The 18,139-nt window shown below is 60.4% G+C and carries 18 protein-coding genes; 4 read left to right on the top strand and 14 right to left on the bottom strand.

Going from position 1 to position 18,139, the window contains the following annotated elements:
• The first annotated feature begins 273 nt into the window (after positions 1-273).
• The 3 genes from ACTQ40_RS00380 (at position 274) to ACTQ40_RS00370 (ending at position 2,984) form a co-directional block, all read left to right on the top strand.
• On the top strand, positions 274-561 hold the full coding sequence (locus tag ACTQ40_RS00380; protein WP_006235289.1) for an ACT domain-containing protein: 288 nt from the start codon (positions 274-276) through the stop codon (positions 559-561).
• A gap of 74 nt (positions 562-635) precedes the next feature.
• Positions 636-2,054 (top strand): citrate synthase, encoded by a 1,419-nt coding sequence (locus ACTQ40_RS00375; RefSeq protein WP_441563066.1) that lies wholly within the window; start codon positions 636-638, stop codon positions 2,052-2,054.
• An 87-nt stretch (positions 2,055-2,141) separates the two neighbouring features.
• The gene (locus ACTQ40_RS00370) at positions 2,142-2,984 is read left to right on the top strand and encodes a Cof-type HAD-IIB family hydrolase (protein WP_154516024.1); all 843 of its coding nucleotides are present in this window, start codon (positions 2,142-2,144) and stop codon (positions 2,982-2,984) included.
• Positions 2,985-3,102: 118 nt separating this feature from the next.
• Here the strand turns inward: ACTQ40_RS00370 and ACTQ40_RS00365 are convergent, their stop codons facing one another.
• The 4 genes from ACTQ40_RS00365 to ACTQ40_RS00350 all read right to left on the bottom strand — a co-directional run bounded on the left by ACTQ40_RS00365 (position 3,103) and on the right by ACTQ40_RS00350 (position 9,465).
• Positions 3,103-3,897, bottom strand: a complete 795-nt coding sequence (locus ACTQ40_RS00365; RefSeq protein ID WP_441563065.1) for a Cof-type HAD-IIB family hydrolase — start codon at positions 3,895-3,897, stop codon at positions 3,103-3,105.
• A 206-nt stretch (positions 3,898-4,103) separates the two neighbouring features.
• On the bottom strand, positions 4,104-5,924 hold the full coding sequence (locus ACTQ40_RS00360) for an adenine deaminase (RefSeq protein WP_441044634.1): 1,821 nt from the start codon (positions 5,922-5,924) through the stop codon (positions 4,104-4,106).
• Between the two features lie 274 nt (positions 5,925-6,198).
• The gene (gene tyrS / locus ACTQ40_RS00355; RefSeq protein ID WP_154516034.1) at positions 6,199-7,410 is read right to left on the bottom strand and encodes a tyrosine--tRNA ligase; all 1,212 of its coding nucleotides are present in this window, start codon (positions 7,408-7,410) and stop codon (positions 6,199-6,201) included.
• A 96-nt stretch (positions 7,411-7,506) separates the two neighbouring features.
• Complete coding sequence (locus tag ACTQ40_RS00350; RefSeq protein WP_441563064.1) at positions 7,507-9,465, bottom strand: U32 family peptidase; 1,959 nt, start codon at positions 9,463-9,465, stop codon at positions 7,507-7,509.
• A gap of 160 nt (positions 9,466-9,625) precedes the next feature.
• On the opposite strand from ACTQ40_RS00350, the gene ACTQ40_RS00345 reads away from it, so the two are divergent.
• The gene (locus tag ACTQ40_RS00345; protein WP_441563063.1) at positions 9,626-11,812 is read left to right on the top strand and encodes a transglycosylase domain-containing protein; all 2,187 of its coding nucleotides are present in this window, start codon (positions 9,626-9,628) and stop codon (positions 11,810-11,812) included.
• Between the two features lie 172 nt (positions 11,813-11,984).
• On the opposite strand, the gene ACTQ40_RS00340 is transcribed toward ACTQ40_RS00345, so the two are convergent.
• The 10 genes from ACTQ40_RS00340 to infA all read right to left on the bottom strand — a co-directional run bounded on the left by ACTQ40_RS00340 (position 11,985) and on the right by infA (position 18,061).
• Positions 11,985-12,422, bottom strand: a complete 438-nt coding sequence (locus tag ACTQ40_RS00340) for an arginine repressor (protein WP_154516043.1) — start codon at positions 12,420-12,422, stop codon at positions 11,985-11,987.
• A gap of 132 nt (positions 12,423-12,554) precedes the next feature.
• On the bottom strand, positions 12,555-13,682 hold the full coding sequence (locus tag ACTQ40_RS00335) for a glycosyltransferase (RefSeq protein WP_441563062.1): 1,128 nt from the start codon (positions 13,680-13,682) through the stop codon (positions 12,555-12,557).
• 68 nt (positions 13,683-13,750) lie between these two features.
• Positions 13,751-14,575: a tRNA pseudouridine(38-40) synthase TruA gene (gene truA, locus ACTQ40_RS00330; protein ID WP_441546519.1), complete on the bottom strand. Its 825-nt coding sequence runs from the start codon at positions 14,573-14,575 to the stop codon at positions 13,751-13,753.
• A 92-nt stretch (positions 14,576-14,667) separates the two neighbouring features.
• Positions 14,668-15,150 (bottom strand): 50S ribosomal protein L17, encoded by a 483-nt coding sequence (gene rplQ / locus ACTQ40_RS00325; protein WP_271742473.1) that lies wholly within the window; start codon positions 15,148-15,150, stop codon positions 14,668-14,670.
• Between the two features lie 30 nt (positions 15,151-15,180).
• Positions 15,181-16,122: a DNA-directed RNA polymerase subunit alpha gene (locus ACTQ40_RS00320; RefSeq protein ID WP_154516055.1), complete on the bottom strand. Its 942-nt coding sequence runs from the start codon at positions 16,120-16,122 to the stop codon at positions 15,181-15,183.
• Positions 16,123-16,154: 32 nt separating this feature from the next.
• Positions 16,155-16,751 carry a 30S ribosomal protein S4 gene (gene rpsD, locus ACTQ40_RS00315; RefSeq protein ID WP_006235275.1) on the bottom strand — a complete coding sequence of 199 codons (597 nt, stop codon included), beginning with the start codon at positions 16,749-16,751 and terminating at the stop codon, positions 16,155-16,157.
• A gap of 19 nt (positions 16,752-16,770) precedes the next feature.
• Positions 16,771-17,175, bottom strand: a complete 405-nt coding sequence (rpsK, locus tag ACTQ40_RS00310) for a 30S ribosomal protein S11 (protein WP_006235274.1) — start codon at positions 17,173-17,175, stop codon at positions 16,771-16,773.
• A gap of 14 nt (positions 17,176-17,189) precedes the next feature.
• Positions 17,190-17,564, bottom strand: a complete 375-nt coding sequence (gene rpsM / locus ACTQ40_RS00305; protein ID WP_154516058.1) for a 30S ribosomal protein S13 — start codon at positions 17,562-17,564, stop codon at positions 17,190-17,192.
• 14 nt (positions 17,565-17,578) lie between these two features.
• Positions 17,579-17,692, bottom strand: a complete 114-nt coding sequence (gene rpmJ, locus ACTQ40_RS00300; RefSeq protein WP_006363204.1) for a 50S ribosomal protein L36 — start codon at positions 17,690-17,692, stop codon at positions 17,579-17,581.
• 150 nt (positions 17,693-17,842) lie between these two features.
• Entirely contained in the window at positions 17,843-18,061 is a 219-nt protein-coding gene (gene infA, locus ACTQ40_RS00295) for a translation initiation factor IF-1 (protein ID WP_035137443.1), read from the bottom strand.
• Positions 18,062-18,139 lie beyond the last annotated feature (78 nt).

Below are 18,139 nucleotides of genomic sequence, written 5' to 3'. Positions count from 1 at the left end.
ACTCGGCTATGTTACCACGGCGTCGAGCGTCCCACAAAAGGTTCACGGTCTTTACGCCGGAGTGCACAGGCGAATCTGCCCGATCGCGGCGCCAACAGAGCCGCCCGAGCTGTCCAGGGTGCCAAAAATACACCCTACGAGACAAGCGCTCCATGTTGCAGACGTGTAACGCCGCAGCAAAGGTGCCCCTTTTTGCACGGGACAGGTACAATGATGAACACTGTACCGTAGCGGAGCGCCGCCGCGCGCCGCTAACACGCGAAAGGGTTTCCCATGGCCGAGATCTCGTCCTCCCGTATCGTCATCACCGTCCTTGGCAAGAACCGCCCCGGCATTGTCGCCGGCGTCACCCGCGTCCTGGGCGAAGCCAATGTCGACATCCGCGACATTACGCAGTCCATTATCGAGGACATCTTCACCATGACCATGCTGGCCGACACCGCCGAGTCCAAGCTCGACTTCGCCGAGCTGCAGAAGGCCCTGGCCGAGGCCGGCGAGCTTTCGGGCGTCAACGTGTCCATCCAGCGCGAGGACGTCTTTAACTTTATGTACCGCCTGTAGCGAACAGGCTGCGTGACGACGGCCCAACGTGCGCCCAGGCGCAACGTCGCCACATAGCCCGGAGAGGAGCGCGCATGGCCTACGACGCCAAGAAAATCTATTACCGCTTCGACGACCACCTGAGCCGCCTGGTCTTGGACTACGAAGCAAGCCGCCAGATTTCGCCCGAAAGCGAAAATCTATACTACGGCATGCCCACCGAGCCTTATGACGAGGGCCTGTTTGTCGAGCACAATGTTAAGCGCGGTCTTCGCAATGCCGACGGATCGGGCGTGGTCGCGGGCCTCACCCGTATCTCGGACGTGCACGGCTACAACAAGGTCGACGGCCAGGTCGTGCCCGACAAGGGTCGACTCACGCTGCGTGGTTACAACATCGAGGACCTCGTCAACAATGCCCAGGCCGAGGACCGCTATGGCTACGAAGAGGTCGCCTACCTGCTCATTACGGGCTCGCTGCCCAACAAGGATGAGCTCGACGGCTTTTGCGGGCGTCTGGGCGCGTTTAGGCACCTGAGCGACGAGTACGTTAAGGAATTCCCGATGACCACGGTGTCGTCGAGCATCATGAACGTGCTTCAGCGCGCCGTGCTGCTGCTCTATGCCTTCGACGCCGAGCCCGACGTGATCACCCCCGAGCACGAGATCGATGTTGCCATCTCCATGCTCGCCCGTCTGCCCCGTATTGCCGCCTTCGCGCACATGGCTTCGGTCGCCAAGCGTCGCGGCTCCGAGGTGCATGTGCCGCACCCCACGCCCGGCCTGTCCACGGCCGAGACCATTTTGCAGGTGCTGCGCGGCGGCATGGCGTTTACCCGCGACGAGGCGATGCTGCTCGACGTGATGCTTATGCTCCATGCCGAGCACGGCGGCGGCAACAATTCCACGTTCGCCTGCCGCGTGCTGTCGTCTTCGGCCACCGACCCGTATTCCGCCTACGCCGCGGCTATCGGCTCGCTCAAGGGCCCGCGTCACGGCGGTGCCAACGCCAAGGTCGTATCCATGCACGAGGACATTCGCGCGCATGTTTCCAACTGGGAAGACGATGACGAGGTCGCTGCATATCTGAGCAAGATTCTCGACAAGCAGGCCTTTGACGGCACGGGGCTCATCTACGGCATGGGGCACGCCGTCTACACGCTCAGCGACCCGCGTGCCGAGGTCTGCCGCCACTACGCACGTTCGCTCGCCGCCAAGAAAGATCTGGGCGAGGAATTCGCGCTGATCGAGCGCATCGAGCGCCTGGCGCCCCAGGTCATGCGCGACCACGGCATGACCAAGCCTATCTGCGCCAATATTGACCTGTACACGGGCTTTATCTACAAGATGCTCGGCGTACCCGAGACGCTCTTTACGCCGATGTTCGCCGTGGCCCGCATGGCAGGCTGGTCGGCACACCGCATGGAAGAGCTCTTCTGCGCACACCGTATTATTCGCCCGGCATACCGTCCGGTGATCGAGCCACTGGAGTACAAGCCACTCGCCGACCGTTAGGACGCGCACCGTTATAGAACACGAGCGTGGCCAGGGCATCACCGCCCTCGGCCACGCTTTTTATGCCAGCAGAAAGGGCTGTATCGAATGATTGTTTTTTCCGATATGGATGGAACACTGTTGACGAGTGACAAGCAGATGAGCGACGCCACCTGGGCGATGCTCGACGAGCTCGCACGTCGCGGCATTGAGTTTGTACCGTGCACGGGGCGTCCGCTGTCGGGCGTCTTTGAGGCCATCCTCGCCCATCCTGCCGTGCACTACGCGGTCTGCGCCAATGGCGCTAGCGTCTGGCAGCTCGACGAGGATGTGCCCACCGATGCCTCACGCGCCACGCGCATATTGAGCCGACCGCTCGACCGCGCCATCGCCCACCGCGTCCATAGCATTGCCGCCGGCCACGATGTGACCTTCGATATCTTCGCGGACGGGCAGTGCTTCCTCCCCCGCTCGCTCTACACGCGCCTGGACGAATTCTGCGGCGGAGATCCTCACATCGCGGCTTCGCTCAAGCGCACGCGAACGCCGATCGACATGGATATCGACAGCAAAATCGACGAGGTCGAGGTGCTCGAACGCATCGCCATGTACTGGCACGACTCAGCCGACCGCGATGCTATCGTGGCGGCGCTCGACACACTCGAAGGCATTGAGGTCACGCGTTCGTACGCCATGAATATCGAGGTCATGGGCGGGGGCGCCACCAAGGGAACGGCATTGGCTTGGCTATGTGGGCATCTGGGCGAGCCTCTCGCCGACGCCTGGGCGTTCGGCGACAACATCAACGACATCCCCATGCTGCAGGCAGCGGGCCACGGTACGGCGATGATCAATGCCGAGCCCGAGGACCGCGAAGCCGCCGGCGCCATCACCGAATACGACAACGACCACGACGGCGTCGCCCGCGCCATCATGGCCGCCCTCGCCTAGCAGCAGCAACCCGGCAGGGTAGCTAATTTGGGACGGGGCTTTTTTAGCTACCCTGGTCACAGTAGTCGTTGGGGGCACTCTTCGCGGGGCGCTGCAAGGACTGTCCCCATCTGCCGAATTAGGCGAGACTCTCCAGCACGCGACGGAGCTCCTGCTGAACGGCGTGGTCGCTGTTGCAGCCTACGACGCGATCAGCAACCGCCTTGAGCGCGGGGCGCGCGTTTTCCATCGCGCAGCCCGTGCCGACAAAGCGAATGATCTCGTAGTCGTTCATCGAGTCGCCAAATGCCATGATCTCATCGCGCCCAATGCCGTAATGCTCCGCGAGCTGCGCGATGCCAGAGGCCTTCGACACGCCGGGCTGCATGGCATCGATCCACGCGTTGCCCGAAGGCGCAAAGGTAAAGAACTGGCCGAGCTCGCGCTGCAGTACGTAAGCGCTGTCCATAACGGCACCATCATCGCAAAAGATACTCGCCTTGATGATATTTACGCTGGGATCGGGCAGCTCCCAAATGCGCTCGGCATTGGGAAGGTCCTTATCCACCTCGCGCACGAACTTACTCTCGTCATCGAGCAAGAAGGACTTGGTTCGGTCAAAGAGTGCAAGATGCAGATTGGGAAACGTCGCGACGGCCTGGGCTAGCTTTCGAATCGCCAGGTGCGAATACACCTCACGGCCTACCATTTTGCCGTCGGCGTAGACCTGGGCACCGTTAGCTGCGACAAAGTCCATTTTGTCGCGAACGGGCGCAAAGAACTCGCACAGGCGATCGTAGCGGCGGCCTGACGACGCGGCAAAATGCACGCCATGCTCGCGCAGTGCCAGGATCAGTTCGTAGGTCTCGGGAGGCACCTGGCCATTTTCGTCAAGCAGTGTGCCGTCCATATCGGATGCAATCAGCTTAAACATAGAAAAGCTCCCTTCGGGCTTGCTGGAATCGAACGTGTATCCGATTCCAACGTACCCAAAGGGAGCTCAAATAAGACCCCGCAGTCATAAACGTTACATAGACCTGGCAAATAGCTCACGCGCACCAGAGAGCCCACGGTCGCGGCGTCAGGCGACACGCCAAAGAGTGTCCCCAGCGACTAGTCGTTTAAGAACGTCCCCGATGATTAGTCGGCGTAGGTGAAGGTCGTGACGTCGAACATGCCCTCGGGGCGGATGCGGAGCGTCGGGATGACCGGCAGGGGCAGGAAGATGATGCCCATGATGGGGTCGAGCGGCGGCTCAATACCCATGGCGCGCGCCTTGACCATAAAGTCGTCGTGCTGCGCTGCGACATCCTCGGCCGTGCCCTCGCTCATCAGGCCACCGAGCGCCAGCGGAATGCGCGCCACGACCTCGCCGTTGCGCACCAGCACGTGACCGCCCTGGCCCACGGCCTCAACAGCAGCCATCATATCGGCGGCGTTGTCGCCCACCACGCACACGTTGTGCGAGTCGTGGCCGATCGTGGAGGCAATGGCACCACCGGTGATGGTGAAACCGCGCACCCAGCCGCGACCGATATGCTTGCCGACCAGGCCCAGGCCAGCGGGGCCGTCGCCGTCGACGCCCTCGGCTTGCAGCGACACGCCGCGGCCATGGCGCTCAATCAGCATAATGCGGCGCAGGCCCTCGGCGCTCTCGGGGCGAGCCATACCCGTGATTGCCTTACCCGGCACCACGTCAATCACAGCCTCGCCCGGCTTAAAGGCATAGTCGAAAACGTCGAGCGAAAGCTTCGGCAGCTTAACAGAGGCGCGCAGCTCGTCGGCAAGGGCCGCAACCTCAGCCATCTCGGGTGCGATCTCGCCCACAAAGGTGCCATCCTGCGCCACCAGAGCACCGGCGGCATATACGCGATGCGGCGCCGTGGCAAACGTCAGATCGTTGAGTACCAGCAGGTCGGCACGCTTGCCCGGAGCGATGGCGCCGCGGAGCTCATGCGGATCGCGGCAACCGTGGTCCAGGCCAAAGGCCTCGGCCGTGGAAAGGGACGCCATGGAGATGGCGACCACCGGGTCGATGCCGGCCTCGATGGCCACGCGGCAGGCGTTGTCGATCATGCCGGTCGAAAGCGCGTCGGAGGGAGCGCGGTCGTCGGTCGCAAAGCAGCAGCGGCGAGCACGGGCGGGGTTTTCCAGCAGCATAGGCGACAGGTTGGCAAGATCATGGCTGCAGGTGCCCTCGCGCAGCATGACATACATGCCGCGGGATAGCTTGTCGAGCGCTTCCTCGGGAATCGTCGACTCGTGGTCGGCGATAATACCCGCCGCGGCATAGGCGTTGAGATCCTTGCCGGCAACAAGCGGAGCATGACCGTCGACCTGCTTGGACGGCGTCTGGTTGGCAGCATCGATGCGAGCGCAGGTCTCGGGGTCGGCCATAAAGACACCCGGCAGGTTCATCATTTCGCCCAGACCAAAGACGTCGCCCGGATGCTCGGCAAAAAACGCCTGCATATCGGCAGCGGTGATGACGGCACCGGCCTGCTCGTCGGGCAGTGCGGGCACGCACGAAGGCATCATGTACTTGATGGAGATGGGTGCGCGACAACCGTCCTCGATCATAAAGCGCAGGCCGTCTAGGCCGGAAACGTTAGCGATCTCGTGGCTGTCGGCAATAGCGGTGGTGGTGCCACGCGTCGCCGCCATGCGCGCATACTCGGCGGGACGGATGTTCGAAGACTCGATATGCAAGTGTCCGTCAATAAAACCGGGTGCGAGATAGCGACCCTGACAGTCGATAACCTCAGCTGCCTCGTACGTGCCAGCAGCGTCATCTCGACCATCGTAGAGAACACCGACGATCACGCCGTCCTTGACGGCGACGCTACCGGGCGCCACGCGCTGACCGTACACATCAACGATCTGTGCGTTGGCAAACAACGTGTCGACGGGCACGCGGCCCTCGGCGGCATCGATCACAGACCTCATGACCTCAACGGACATACATACTCCTTTAACCGTAGAAAAAAAGCTGCGGAGCGGACAGACCTTCACCGCAGCAAGCCAATAGCCATTGTATGCCCAAACGATGGGCCAGCAATACGCCCCTCTGCTTAACGGCACACACCACTTGGCGCAATGGGGACAGGCTGCTTTGCACCACTGACAAGGAGTGTCCCAAAGTGCCGGCACAAAAGGATCATCCCTAAGTGCCAAAAAGGCCGCAGTCGGAAATCCCGGCTGCGGCCTTGTTGCACTTGTGAGGTCAACTTGCTCGTTAGACCAACTTAAAGCCCTTGCGCTTGCCCACGGAGAGGGTGTCGCCCAGCTTGAGGGCACTGGGGTCGATGTTGTAGCTCTTGGGAGCCACGGCCTTGCCGTTGATCTTGACACCGCCGCCATCGATGTCGCGGCGGGCCTGGCCGGCGCTGGCCGAAAGACCCAGGTCCTTGAGCAGGCCGGCAAGGTAAATCTGGCCCTCGTCGTTTACGGTCAGCTCAATATGCTTCTCGGGGAAGTCGGCGAGCTGGCCCTCCTTGAACACGCGGTCGAACTCGGCCTGGGCCTCGTCGCCGGCACCGGCGCCGTGGTAGGTGTCACACAGGTCGCGGCCCAGAGCGCGCTTGAGCTCATAGGGATCGGCAGAGCCATCGGCCAGGGCAGCGTCGATCTTGTCGACCTCGGCCGGGGTGAGCGAGCTCGCCAGGCGGTAGTACTTGCCGATCATCTCGTCGGGGATGGACATGGTCTTGCCGAACATATCCTTGGGCGCGTCGGTCAGACCGATGTAGTTGCCATAGGACTTGGACATCTTACGGACGCCATCGGTGCCCTCGAGCAGCGGCATGGTGAGCGCGATCTGCGGCTCCATGCCCATCTTCTCCATGAGCTCACGGCCGGCGAGCAGGTTGAAAAGCTGGTCGGTGCCGCCCATCTCCACGTCAGCCTTGATCATGACCGAATCGTATGCCTGCATCACGGGATACAGGAACTCGTGCAGGGCGATCGGCGTCTGGGACTGATAGCGCTTGGTAAAGTCATCGCGCTCAAGAATGCGGGCGACGGTGAACTTGGAGCACACCTGCAGCAGACCGGCAAGGTCCATCGACAAGATCCAGTCGCCGTTGTGCACGATGGTGGTCTTCTCGGGGTCCAAGATCTTCATGGCCTGGCTCACGTAGGTCTCGGCGTTAGCCTCGATCTGCTCCTGAGAAAGCTGCGGGCGGGTGGAGTTCTTGCCCGAAGGATCGCCGATCAGCGCGGTACCGTTGCCGATGATCAGGGTGACGTTATGGCCCAGGTCCTGGAACTGGCGCATCTTGCGCAGGGGCACGGCGTGGCCCAGGTGCAGGTCGGGGCTGGTGGGATCGACGCCGAGCTTGATGTTGAGGGGCTCACCCTTCTCAAGCTTCTTACGAAGGTCGGCCTCGGGGACGATCTTCGCGGCGCCCGAGGTGATGATACGCATTTGCTCGTCAACAGACAGCATTGGGTATTCTCCTTTTGCTATAGCACCCTCGCCGAAAACGGCGGTGCTGGAAGTCCATAAACTCTCATATGATAACAAACTGACGCGACGCAGCACCTACGACAGGAAAATCCTCGTCCTGCCGCATGCGTCGATGGCAACTGGCAGACGTGTACCGTCACGATCGACCAGATAGCGCGTCTGCCGGCGACGCAAGCAGTCGCGGCAACAGGCCTGTCCCGTCGCATCGGTGGCACAGACGCCCTCGGCGGTCAGCAGGCAGTGCTCGCACACCATGAGCTCGGGACAATCGGTATCGACGGGGCCCAGGACGCCAGGACAGGCGGCAAGCTCGGCAATGCGTTTCGCATCGTGAGCGACAAGTTCGGCAGGCAAAAACACGCGCTGCGCCCCAAGCCCTCGCAACCAGGCGAGCGTTGCCCGGTTCGCACAGAACACCGGCGCTGCCACGTCAAAGACGACGCGCAGTTCGCGAGCTATCGCCACTTGTCCCAGATTACGACAGACGATGCGGCCGGCGCGCTGCATGAGCGACCGAGTCCGCTCGATATCGCCCACACGGCAGACCTCGTCGAGCACAACAGTCGCACCGGACAGGTCGAGCTCTTCGTTCGGGTCCTGGTCCATCAGCTGCCAGGCAAAGACCAAGCGAGCGGCGACAGACTCTGCAGGTTCTTCCGGCTGCGTTCCGCTATCCATCAGAACGCCCGCAAACGGCAGCGTCTCGACAGCGCGTTTCGCAAGCACGACCGCATCGGCCTCGGCCCGCATGCGATCCAGCGCCGCCGCCGTTTGCTCAAGCACGCCAGCGCTGCGAATCAGATACACTTCGCAGCCCGCGTCGACCTTGCGCTTGCAATGGACAACGATGCGCTCCCCCACCTCGGCATCCACCGGGCAGGGAAGTTGCGGCCAGCGTTTAGGTACATCGGGCCGAGCGTCGGCGCCCGGGTAAAACCTGATCTCGAGCGTATCGCCCGCCGCCACGGCGGCATCGAGCTCGACGGTCACCTCCTCGTGTCCCACGGCAACCAAACGGCCCACACGCACGCCCTGGTTGATCGCGCGTTCAAAACTCATAAGCTCCGCGCCCGAGCGGCCTCGCAGATACGCGTCGGTAAACCCGCGGTTAAACGACCTTCCCAGCTCACGTTCGAGCGCCTGCACGGCATCGGGATCCCACGCGCCATCACGCAGCATATCGAGCGCCCGGCGCCACGCCCGCACCACGTTGTAGACGTAGTCGGGGTTCTTCATACGCCCCTCGATCTTGAGCGACGCCACCCCGGCAGCAACAAGCTCGGGTAAATGAGCAATGCCCAGATAGTCACGCGGGCAGAGCAGACGATCGCCTTCGACGGCAACGACGCTCTCCCCAGCCTCATCCACCAAATCGTATGCCAGGCGGCACGGCTGCGTGCAGTCGCCACGCATCGCCGACCGTCCGCGCCGCAGGGCCGAAAACTCGCACGCGCCCGAATAGCCAATGCATATGGCGCCATGGCAGAACACCTCGATGGGCACACCGGTAGCGCAGAGCGTCGCAATCTCTGCCACGGTCAGCTCGCGCGCCGTCGTCACGCGCTCGACCCCCAGCTCGTCAGCCGCCAAACGCACGGCCCCCTTGCTATGGACGCCCGCTTGGGTGGACAGATGAATCTCGACCCCCGGAATTGCCGCATGCAGCGCGCGGGCTAGGCCCGCATCTGCCACGATCAGTGCATCGGCGCCCAGCGCATGCGCATGTGCCCCCAGTGCCACGGCTTCGGACAGCTCGTCGTCGAACACGAATACGTTGAGCGTCACGTACACGCGCACACCATGGGCGTGCGCCACGGCACACCCGCGCGCAAATTCGTCGTCACTAAACCCGTGCGCACTCACGCGGGCGTTAAATCCGCTCAACCCGGCATAAATGGCATCGGCACCTGCCGCGATCGCGGCGAGCATCTGATTGAGCCCGCCAGCAGGAGCCAACAGCTCGGGCAGTGCCAGCCCCGATGTTGGCGTCCCATTCCCGCATTGTCTGCTAGGCTCCGTCGCCCAAATCGCCATCGGCAAACTCCTTACCAAGGTATGCAATCGCTCTGTTAATTGCCGTCAACCAGCATACACGAGGCTTCGCGCGGCTCGATTGGTTTATCGTGTAATAACTTATGTCCATCCTGCCCGACGCATACCCGCCGCCTGGCACGACATACTTGGAGGTCAACATATGGGTCCTCGCCAACGACAGGGACACGGTCGCTCTAAGACGCACGTCCTGCCCGTCATCCTGCTTTCGCTTTTGGGCTTTTTGCTCATCGCGGGCGTAGCATTTGGCATCGGCATGATCGGCAACGTCAACCGCTGGCTGTCCGACCTGCCCGACTACACCGACGCCAACGCCTATCTGGTCAGCGAGCCCACCGAGATTGTTGACTGCAACGGCAACAAGATCGCCAGCTTCTATACCCAAAACCGCAAGTCCATCACCAAGGACCAGGTCTCCCCGTACGTCCTGCAGGGCACGATCGACGTCGAGGACGAGCGTTTCTACGAGCACGGCGGCATCGACCTCTTGGGCATCGCGCGCGCCTCGGTGGCAACCCTTGCCGGCGGCCACGAAGGAGCCTCGACCATCACCCAGCAGCTGGTGCGCAACACCATCCTGCAGGAGGAGCAGTTCGACTCGACCATCGAGCGTAAGGTACGCGAGGCCTATATCGCCATCAAGATGGAGGACATGTACTCCAAAGACGAGATCCTCATGATGTACCTCAACACCATTTACTATGGCCACGGCGCCTATGGCATCGAGGCCGCCGCCGAGACCTACCTCTCCAAGAGTGCTTCCGACCTCACCCTGAGCGAGGCCGCGCTGCTCATCGGTCTGCCCAACTCGCCCTCACAGTACGACCCCACGGTCAATCCCGACCTGGCGCTTTCCCGCCGCAATAAGGTACTCGACAACATGCTTCGCCTGGGCCACATCACGCAGGAAGAGCACGATGCCGCGCAGGCCGAGCCCATCACCCTCAACGTGACCGAGATCTCGGGCAGCGGCGTCGACGTATACTCACAGCCCTACTTTGTCTCCTATGTCAAACAGCTGCTCGAGCAGGAGTTCTCCACCGACGTGCTCTTTAAGGGTGGTCTGACTGTTAAGACCACCATCGACCCCACCATGCAGCAGGTGGCCGAGGAGGCTGTGCGCTCACAGCTCGACACGCTTTCGCTCGATGGCCTGGACATGGGCATGGTTGTCGTTGACCCCAAGACCGGCTACATCAAGTGCATGGTGGGCGGCTACGACTACAACGCCGACGAGAATCACGTGAACCACGCTACGGCAAAGCGCCCCGTGGGCTCCACGTTTAAGGCCTTTACGCTGGCAACTGCCATCCAAAACGGCATGAACCCCAACGTCATTCTCAACTGCAACTCGCCACTCAAGGCCAAGGGCACCACGACCGAGGTGCAAAACTATGGCAACCAGAGCTATGGCAACATCACGCTTAAGCAGGCAACGGCATACTCATCCAACACCGGCTATATTCAGGTGGCCGAAGCCATCGGCAATGAAAAGATCATGTCGCTCGTCAAAAAGCTCGGCATCGATCCCGCCAAGGACAATATCGAGGACGTTCCCGTCATGACGCTCGGCACCGGGTCCATCTCACCGCTCGAGATGGCATCGGCCTACGCCGCTTTTGCCAACGGCGGCTATTATCGCCAGCCGATCGCCATCACCGAGATCGACTCGCGTACCGGCTCGGTTCTGTACCAGCACACCGACAATCCCACGCGGGTGCTCACCGAAGGTGAGGCTGCCGCGGTTACCGGCGTTCTATCCGGCGTCATGCAGGGCAGCGGCACGGGTGCCGCCGGCGCGCTGAGCGTCAACCAGCCCTATGCCGGCAAGACGGGCACCACTGACAACACCACCAACCTGTGGTTCTGCGGCTACACGCCGCAACTGGCATGCGCCCTGTGGACCGGTTATTCCGCAGGCGAGATTCCCATCCAAAAGTACGGTTCGGACCTGCTGGGCGACAGCACCAACCTGCCCGTCTTTAAGAAGTTCATGAACACCGTTCTTGCGGGCGCCGAGCGCGAGGAGTTCCCGACCGGAACGGCTCCCACGTACAAGAACAATAACGTCTGGAAGTTCTACGGCACCAACAACAAGAAGAAGGAAGAGGACGAGGATAAGGACGAAGACGAGGAAGAAGAGGAGGAGACCACCGGCGGGAGCGGCAACGAGGGCGGTAACACCGGCGGCGAAGGCGATGGCGGCAGTACCACCCCTACTCCCGACCCCAGCCCCAGCCCCGATCCCAGCCCCAGCCCCAGCCCCGACCCTGGCCCGACCCCCGATCCCAGCCCTAGCCCGACCCCCGATCCTTCCACAGGTCAGTAGATAGCAAAGCGCCCGAGCTGCTCAAATGCTCGGGCGCTTTTTGCTGGGACATACATGGCATATCGCGCGCAATCGAGATGCCACGACAGGAGCGTCACAAAAAGGGCGTCGGCTCAAAACCGACGCCCCTGTATTTCCACCGTCTTAGCTGGCGTTGTTTACGCGCGTAAAGCTATTTACGCGCGGCACTGAGCTTGTTAATCAGCGCTTCGAGGCGTTCGCCATCCTCGGCAGTCTGAGCGATAACCAAAATCGTGTCATTGCCGGCAAGCGATCCGAGCACATCGGGCAGCTCGGCCGCATCGACAGCCGCGGCAATGCCCGAGGCGGTGCCGGGCTGAGCCTTAATCATAACCAGGTTGTCGGTGCGCAACACACCGGTAACCAGCTCGGAGACCATGCGCTGCAGGTGCAGGTCCTCAGCCAGAACATAGATGCCCTCGGGCAGTTTGCGCAGCCCCATATCGGCGATGTCACGCGAAACCGTCGCCTGCGTGCAATCAAAGCCCATGGCGCGGAGTTCGTCCACCAGCACGCGCTGCGTACGCACGTCTTTATTGCGCACGATATCTCTGATGGCATCCTGGCGCCCGTTGCGTTTTTTAGCCATATAAAACCTCACTCCATAGATGGCGAAGACAATCTATCAGTGATTGAATAGTTTAGCGCTATTTGAGGCTATTTGTGAATAAGAACGCATTTCGAAACAATTCTATGCAAATTATTTTCGAATATGAAACAGCTAGGCTATCCTTGCGCCCGTTCTGTTCAAAAAAGCAGCCAGATGCGCATACATAACGCAGCGCATAGGCTTAACGTTGGCAATCGGCCCAAACAAAAGCCCAAGGCCTCGGCGCTCTCCCTTAAGGGCCACCGCCATCTGGCGGGTCCGCACGTCGTTGAGCATATCACGCAATCGTGCCGTACGCTCAATTGAAGACACCCCATGGGGGCTCAGGCACAAATTCTCGATACAAGCAACCAAGCGGCCATAGTAAAACCGTTGGCAGGCCAGCTTTAGATGGTTATCGTCATCTATTGCGTCAAATGGCACGCAAAGCTCTTCAAGCGCCTTGGCGTCATCGGAAAGTCGCGAGAACATGGTGGGGTCGAATGAATCCGCAACCGATGGCGCGGCCGTATGGAAACAAGCTTCGGCGCACCCAAATACGCGTTCCGCATGCGAAAGGGCAGGCGCCAAAAAGGCGATCGCACGATACGACTCGGCATGCTGCAGACACAACTCAAACAGGGAGCGTTCATACATCACACCGGAATGTTGACAAACCAGACCGCTCTCGACCAGCTTGGCCAGGCCTGAAGCCCGGTCTCCATCGTCGGCAAGGGCAATGGATTGCGCATCCAACATACGAGAATGGCGTTCCCGATGCGTATCGTAGCGATCGAGCGACACCGAGGGAAACACGATATCTGCCGAGGTCTCACAAGCGACATCGAGCATTGCCAAAAACGCGCGCGGCGCAAACCACTCATCGGCGCTCATTGCGATAATGTGGGCCCCGCGCGAAGCGGCAAAACCCTCGCGAAGGCAAGCTCCGCTCGACGGATCGTCAACGTCTATCAGATCGATGTGAATATCTCTGCCCGCGGCAACATCGAGCGAATGACGAACGCCCGGCGCAGCGTTGCGACATGCAACGACAATCTGCATATCGTAGAGGTCTTGGTTTTGGACGCTTTCGAGTGCACGCATCGCGTAGCTGGGCGAACCCTCCACAACAAGGATCACCGAAAGTCGCGGAAGCGAGCCACGTCGAAGCAAGTTATCCATCCTCTCGACAGCAATAATCAACTGCCGTTCATGGTACACCCCGGCAATAAACGCAATGAGTCGCCTGATGCGCTGCACGCCAAGAACAGATGTTGCACACGGCTCGCCCACACGAGCAGCATACTTAGATGGCTCTCGTTTCTCCCCTATTCGAGCGCGACGATCTCGGTGGGGTCATAATCTACGCCCATAAAGGTAAGGCCGCACGCCGGCGCCGTGGGACCCGCAGCAGTACGATCGCAAGCGTCAATCACCTCGCGCATCCACTCGGGATCGCGGCGATGCATGCCGATCTCGACGAGCGTTCCCACGATGGTGCGCACCATCGAATGCAAAAACGCATTGCCCTCGATGGTAAACGTGAGGATATCCTCGCCAAAGGCGACCTCGTGGCCAAACTCGGCACGCATCACGCAACGATGCGTTGGCTTGCCCACGGCAGAAGCGACCTTACAAAAGCTCTTAAAGTCCTGTTCGCCCAAAAGCGCTGGGCAGGCGGCTGCCATCGCATCCACGTCCAAAGGATAACGATGCCACCATACCGCACCACGCGATAGCACCGGACGCGCATCGCGATCGGCAATGCGGTAGGTATAGGTCCGAGAACGTGCGTCAAAACGCGCAGAAAAGCCCTTACGGGCCTTGTAGACCTCATTAACGGCGATATCTTTGGGCAGCAGCGCATCCATAGCTCGCAGCCACCTGCGGCGCGTTAAAGCGAGCTCAGCGTCCGTAACGGGCACGCTGATGTATTGGGCCACCGCATGCACCCCTGCATCGGTGCGCCCGGCACACGTCAAATCGACTGAGCGGCGCAAGAGCGTCTCTATGGCAAGACGCAGCTCTCCGGCAACCGTCGTCTGCCCCGGCTGCTCGGCAAATCCGCTATAGGACGAGCCGTCATAGGCAACACGAAACACCAACGTGGCATCGAGCTCTGGAGTCAAATTGAAATCAGACGGCGCGGTCATGGGCGCTCCCAACAAACAAACAACGATATCGCGACAAAAAAAGAGGGGTACGCGAACGTACCCCTCGAATATAGCCTATGCAGACGAATTGTCTACTCAGCGGTCTCCTCAGCAGGAGCCTCCTCGGCAGCGGTCTCCTCGACAGCCTCGACCTTCTTGGGAGCAGCGGCCTTCTTGGGGGCCGGAGCAGCTTTCTTGGCCTTGGGCGTGCAAGGCTCGGTGACGAGCTCCATGATAACGATGGGAGCGTTGTCGCCCTTACGGTTACCGAGCTTCATGATGCGGGTGTAACCACCGTTGCGATCCTGCCACATGCCCTGAGCAGCCTTGTCGAAGATCTCGGCAACGAGCTGCTTATCGCCGAGCTTGGCGATAGCCAGACGACGAGAGTGCAGGTCGCCCTTCTTGGCCCAGGTGATGATCGGCTCGACAACCGAACGCAGCGCCTTAGCGCGGGTCTCGGTGGTCTTGATGCGGTCGTTCTCGAAGAGGGCCTTGGCCAGGCTCTTCTTCATGGCCTTGGTGTGGCTCGCATCGGTGCCGAGCTTCAGGCCCTTCTTAACGTTGTGACGCATGGTCTAGTTTCTCCTCAAATATGCGAAGCATTAAGCCTTCAGGCTCAGGCCCATGGACTCAAGCTTGTCCTTCACTTCCTCGATCGACTTAACACCGAAGTTACGGATGTTCAGAAGATCGTTCTCCGAGAACTCAACGAGCTGACGGACCGAGTGAATGCTGGCACGCTTAAGGCAGTTGTAGGAACGGACAGAAAGGTCCAGATCCTCGATCTGCTTGTCCAGCTCGGCGTTGTCGTTGGTGACCTCGGGAGCGAAGATCGAAACCTCCTCCTCGACCTCGGGGGTCTCGGCAAGGTTCATAAAGGCAGCCATATGCTGGTTGATGATATTGGCAGCCTGGACCACGGCGTCGCGCGGGGCGATGGAGCCGTTGGTCTCGATCTCGAGGACAAGGCGGTCGTAGTCGGTGTGCTGACCGACACGGCAAGCCTCAACGAGCTTGGCGCAACGGGATACCGGCGAGTACAGCGAGTCGACGTGGATCACACCGATGGGATCGTTGTCGCGCTTGTTGGCCTCGCCAGAGACATAGCCGCGGCCATAGCCGATGCGCATGCTCATGGTGAGATGGCCACCCTCGGTGAGCGTAGCGATGTGCTGCTCGGGGTTGACCAACTCAAACTCGGACGGAATAAAGAAGTCCGCACCGGTGACCTCGCAGGGGCCGTCAACCGAGATGGTGGCGGTCGCCTCGTCGGTCGTGCCGAGAGCCCTGAAGACAAGACCCTTGACATTCAGGACGATGTCAGTGACATCCTCGACCATGTTAGGGATGGTCATGAACTCGTGCTGCGCACCATCGATCTGAATAGCCTCGACGGCGGCACCCTCGAGCGAGGACAGAAGAACGCGACGCAGGGAGTTGCCCAGCGTATCACCGTAACCGCGCTCGAGCGGCTCGACGGAGACACGAGCAGACGTCTCGTTGATCTCTTCGACCTGAACCTGAGGCCTAATGAATTCTGACATGTATTACCTCCAGCCTCAGCAGCCCGGATGGACTACTTAGAGTAGAGCTCGACGATGAGCTGCTCGTTGATATCACCGCTGATCTGCTCACGCGTCGGCAGAGCGAGCACGTTACCAGACAGCTTCTCGATATCGACCTCAAGCCAGCCAGGGACCTCAAAGCGCTCGGAGGAAATCAGAGCCTCCTTGATGGGGAGGAGGTCACGGAACTTCTCGCCGACAGCGACGACGTCGCCGGCCTTGACGCGGTAGGACGGGATGTCCACGCGCTTGCCGTTCACGGTGAAGTGACCGTGGCGGACGGACTGACGAGCCTCTTTACGGGTGCGAGCGAAGCCAAGACGGAAAACAACGTTGTCGAGGCGAGACTCAAGGATGATCATGAGGTTCTCACCGGTGACGCCGTTCATCTTACGGGCCTTGTTGAAGTAGCCGTGGAACTGCTTCTCCAGAACGCCATAGATGAACTTGACCTTCTGCTTCTCGCGCAGCTGCATGCCGTACTCAGATTCCTTGCGACGGCGCTTGGGCTGACGGATAGATTCCTTCTTGCTGCTGTAACCGAGCTCAGCGGGATCGATCCCGAGCTGACGGCAGCGCTTAAGAACAGGAGTCCTGTCGATTGCCATATTGATACGATCCTTTCAGTTACACGCGGCGACGCTTCTTGGGGCGGCAGCCGTTGTGCGGGATGGGGGTCTTGTCCTGAATGCTCGAGACCTCGAGGCCAGCAGCCTGGAGGGAGCGGATGGCGGTCTCACGACCGGAGCCGGGGCCCTTGACGAAGACGGAAACCTTCTTCATACCGTGCTCCATGGCCTGCTTGGCAGCAGCCTCGGCAGCCATCTGGGCAGCGAACGGCGTGGACTTACGGGAGCCCTTGAAGCCCACCTGGCCAGCCGACTTCCAGGAAATGACGTTGCCCTGGGGATCGGTGATCGAAACGATCGTGTTATTGAACGTAGAACGGATGTGAGCCTGGCCCACGGAAATGTTCTTACGGTCCGCGCGCTTCAGACGGGCAGCGCGAACGTTCTTCTTAGCAGTAGCCATCTATCTAGCGCTCCTTATTTCTTCTTCTTAGCACCGATCTGACGCTTCGGGCCCTTGCGGGTACGAGCGTTAGTGTGGGTGCGCTGGCCGCGGACCGGGAGGCCCTTGCGGTGACGAAGGCCGCGGTTGCAGCCGATGTCCATAAGGCGCTTGACGTTCTGGTTGCGCTCACGGCGGAGGTCGCCCTCAACCATGATCTGGTTCTTGTCGATATACTCGCGGATGGCGTTAACCTCATCCTCGGTGAGGTCCTTGACGCGCGTATCCACGTTAACGTTGCACTCGACGCAAATCTTCGTCGCAGTGGTGCGGCCGATGCCGTAAATGTAGGTCAGACCGATCTCAACGCGCTTCTCACGCGGGAGGTCGACACCATTAATACGGGCCAACGTAGTCTCCTCTCTTAACCCTGACGCTGCTTATGACGGGGGTTCTCGCAAATGACGAGGACCTTGCCATGGCGCCTAATGATTTTGCACTTATCGCACATCTTCTTGACCGAAGGACGTACCTTCATCGTTCTTCCTTTCGGTAGCGCTCAAACTACTTCCCTACTATCTACTCGCCCAGCCGCAGGCGTTTAAAACTATGGCTGGTCTTCACACACAATCCGACCGTAGGTTGAGCTAAGCCTGCAGTCGGAAATAGAGTGCGTGTATGCGTGCCGCTATTTGTAGCGATAGGTGATGCGGCCGCGGGTCAGGTCGTACGGGGAAAGCTCCACGACAACCCTGTCACCGGGGAGAATACGGATGTAATTCATTCGAATCTTGCCAGAAATGTTGCACAGAACCGAATGACCGTTCTCGAGCTCGACCTTAAACATGGCATTAGGCAACGGTTCCTTTACCGTACCCTCGAGCTCAATTGCGTCTTCCTTCTTCACAAGCAATCATCTTTCTCTAGAAAACGACAGCGATTGAGTATTCTACAACACGTATACACGCATCGTAATAACTTCGTA

Source organism: Collinsella sp. Sow4_D11 (assembly GCF_052116465.1).
GTDB lineage: Bacteria > Actinomycetota > Coriobacteriia > Coriobacteriales > Coriobacteriaceae > Collinsella.
This window is presented reverse-complemented; position numbering and strand designations above follow the sequence as displayed.

Excerpts from the sequence above, each read along its gene's own strand:
- ACTQ40_RS00380 (WP_006235289.1), top strand. The coding sequence starts at position 274 with ATGGCCGAGATCTCGTCCTCCCGTATCGTCATCACCGTCCTTGGCAAG.
- ACTQ40_RS00375 (WP_441563066.1), top strand. The coding sequence starts at position 636 with ATGGCCTACGACGCCAAGAAAATCTATTACCGCTTCGACGACCACCTG.
- ACTQ40_RS00370 (WP_154516024.1), top strand. The coding sequence starts at position 2,142 with ATGATTGTTTTTTCCGATATGGATGGAACACTGTTGACGAGTGACAAG.
- ACTQ40_RS00365 (WP_441563065.1), bottom strand. The coding sequence starts at position 3,897 with ATGTTTAAGCTGATTGCATCCGATATGGACGGCACACTGCTTGACGAA.
- ACTQ40_RS00360 (WP_441044634.1), bottom strand. The coding sequence starts at position 5,924 with ATGTCCGTTGAGGTCATGAGGTCTGTGATCGATGCCGCCGAGGGCCGC.
- tyrS (WP_154516034.1), bottom strand. The coding sequence starts at position 7,410 with ATGCTGTCTGTTGACGAGCAAATGCGTATCATCACCTCGGGCGCCGCG.
- ACTQ40_RS00350 (WP_441563064.1), bottom strand. The coding sequence starts at position 9,465 with ATGGCGATTTGGGCGACGGAGCCTAGCAGACAATGCGGGAATGGGACG.
- ACTQ40_RS00345 (WP_441563063.1), top strand. The coding sequence starts at position 9,626 with ATGGGTCCTCGCCAACGACAGGGACACGGTCGCTCTAAGACGCACGTC.
- ACTQ40_RS00340 (WP_154516043.1), bottom strand. The coding sequence starts at position 12,422 with ATGGCTAAAAAACGCAACGGGCGCCAGGATGCCATCAGAGATATCGTG.
- truA (WP_441546519.1), bottom strand. The coding sequence starts at position 14,575 with ATGACCGCGCCGTCTGATTTCAATTTGACTCCAGAGCTCGATGCCACG.
- rplQ (WP_271742473.1), bottom strand. The coding sequence starts at position 15,150 with ATGCGTCACAACGTTAAGAAGGGCCTGAAGCTCGGCACCGATGCGAGC.
- ACTQ40_RS00320 (WP_154516055.1), bottom strand. The coding sequence starts at position 16,122 with ATGTCAGAATTCATTAGGCCTCAGGTTCAGGTCGAAGAGATCAACGAG.
- rpsD (WP_006235275.1), bottom strand. The coding sequence starts at position 16,751 with ATGGCAATCGACAGGACTCCTGTTCTTAAGCGCTGCCGTCAGCTCGGG.
- rpsK (WP_006235274.1), bottom strand. The coding sequence starts at position 17,175 with ATGGCTACTGCTAAGAAGAACGTTCGCGCTGCCCGTCTGAAGCGCGCG.
- rpmJ (WP_006363204.1), bottom strand. The coding sequence starts at position 17,692 with ATGAAGGTACGTCCTTCGGTCAAGAAGATGTGCGATAAGTGCAAAATC.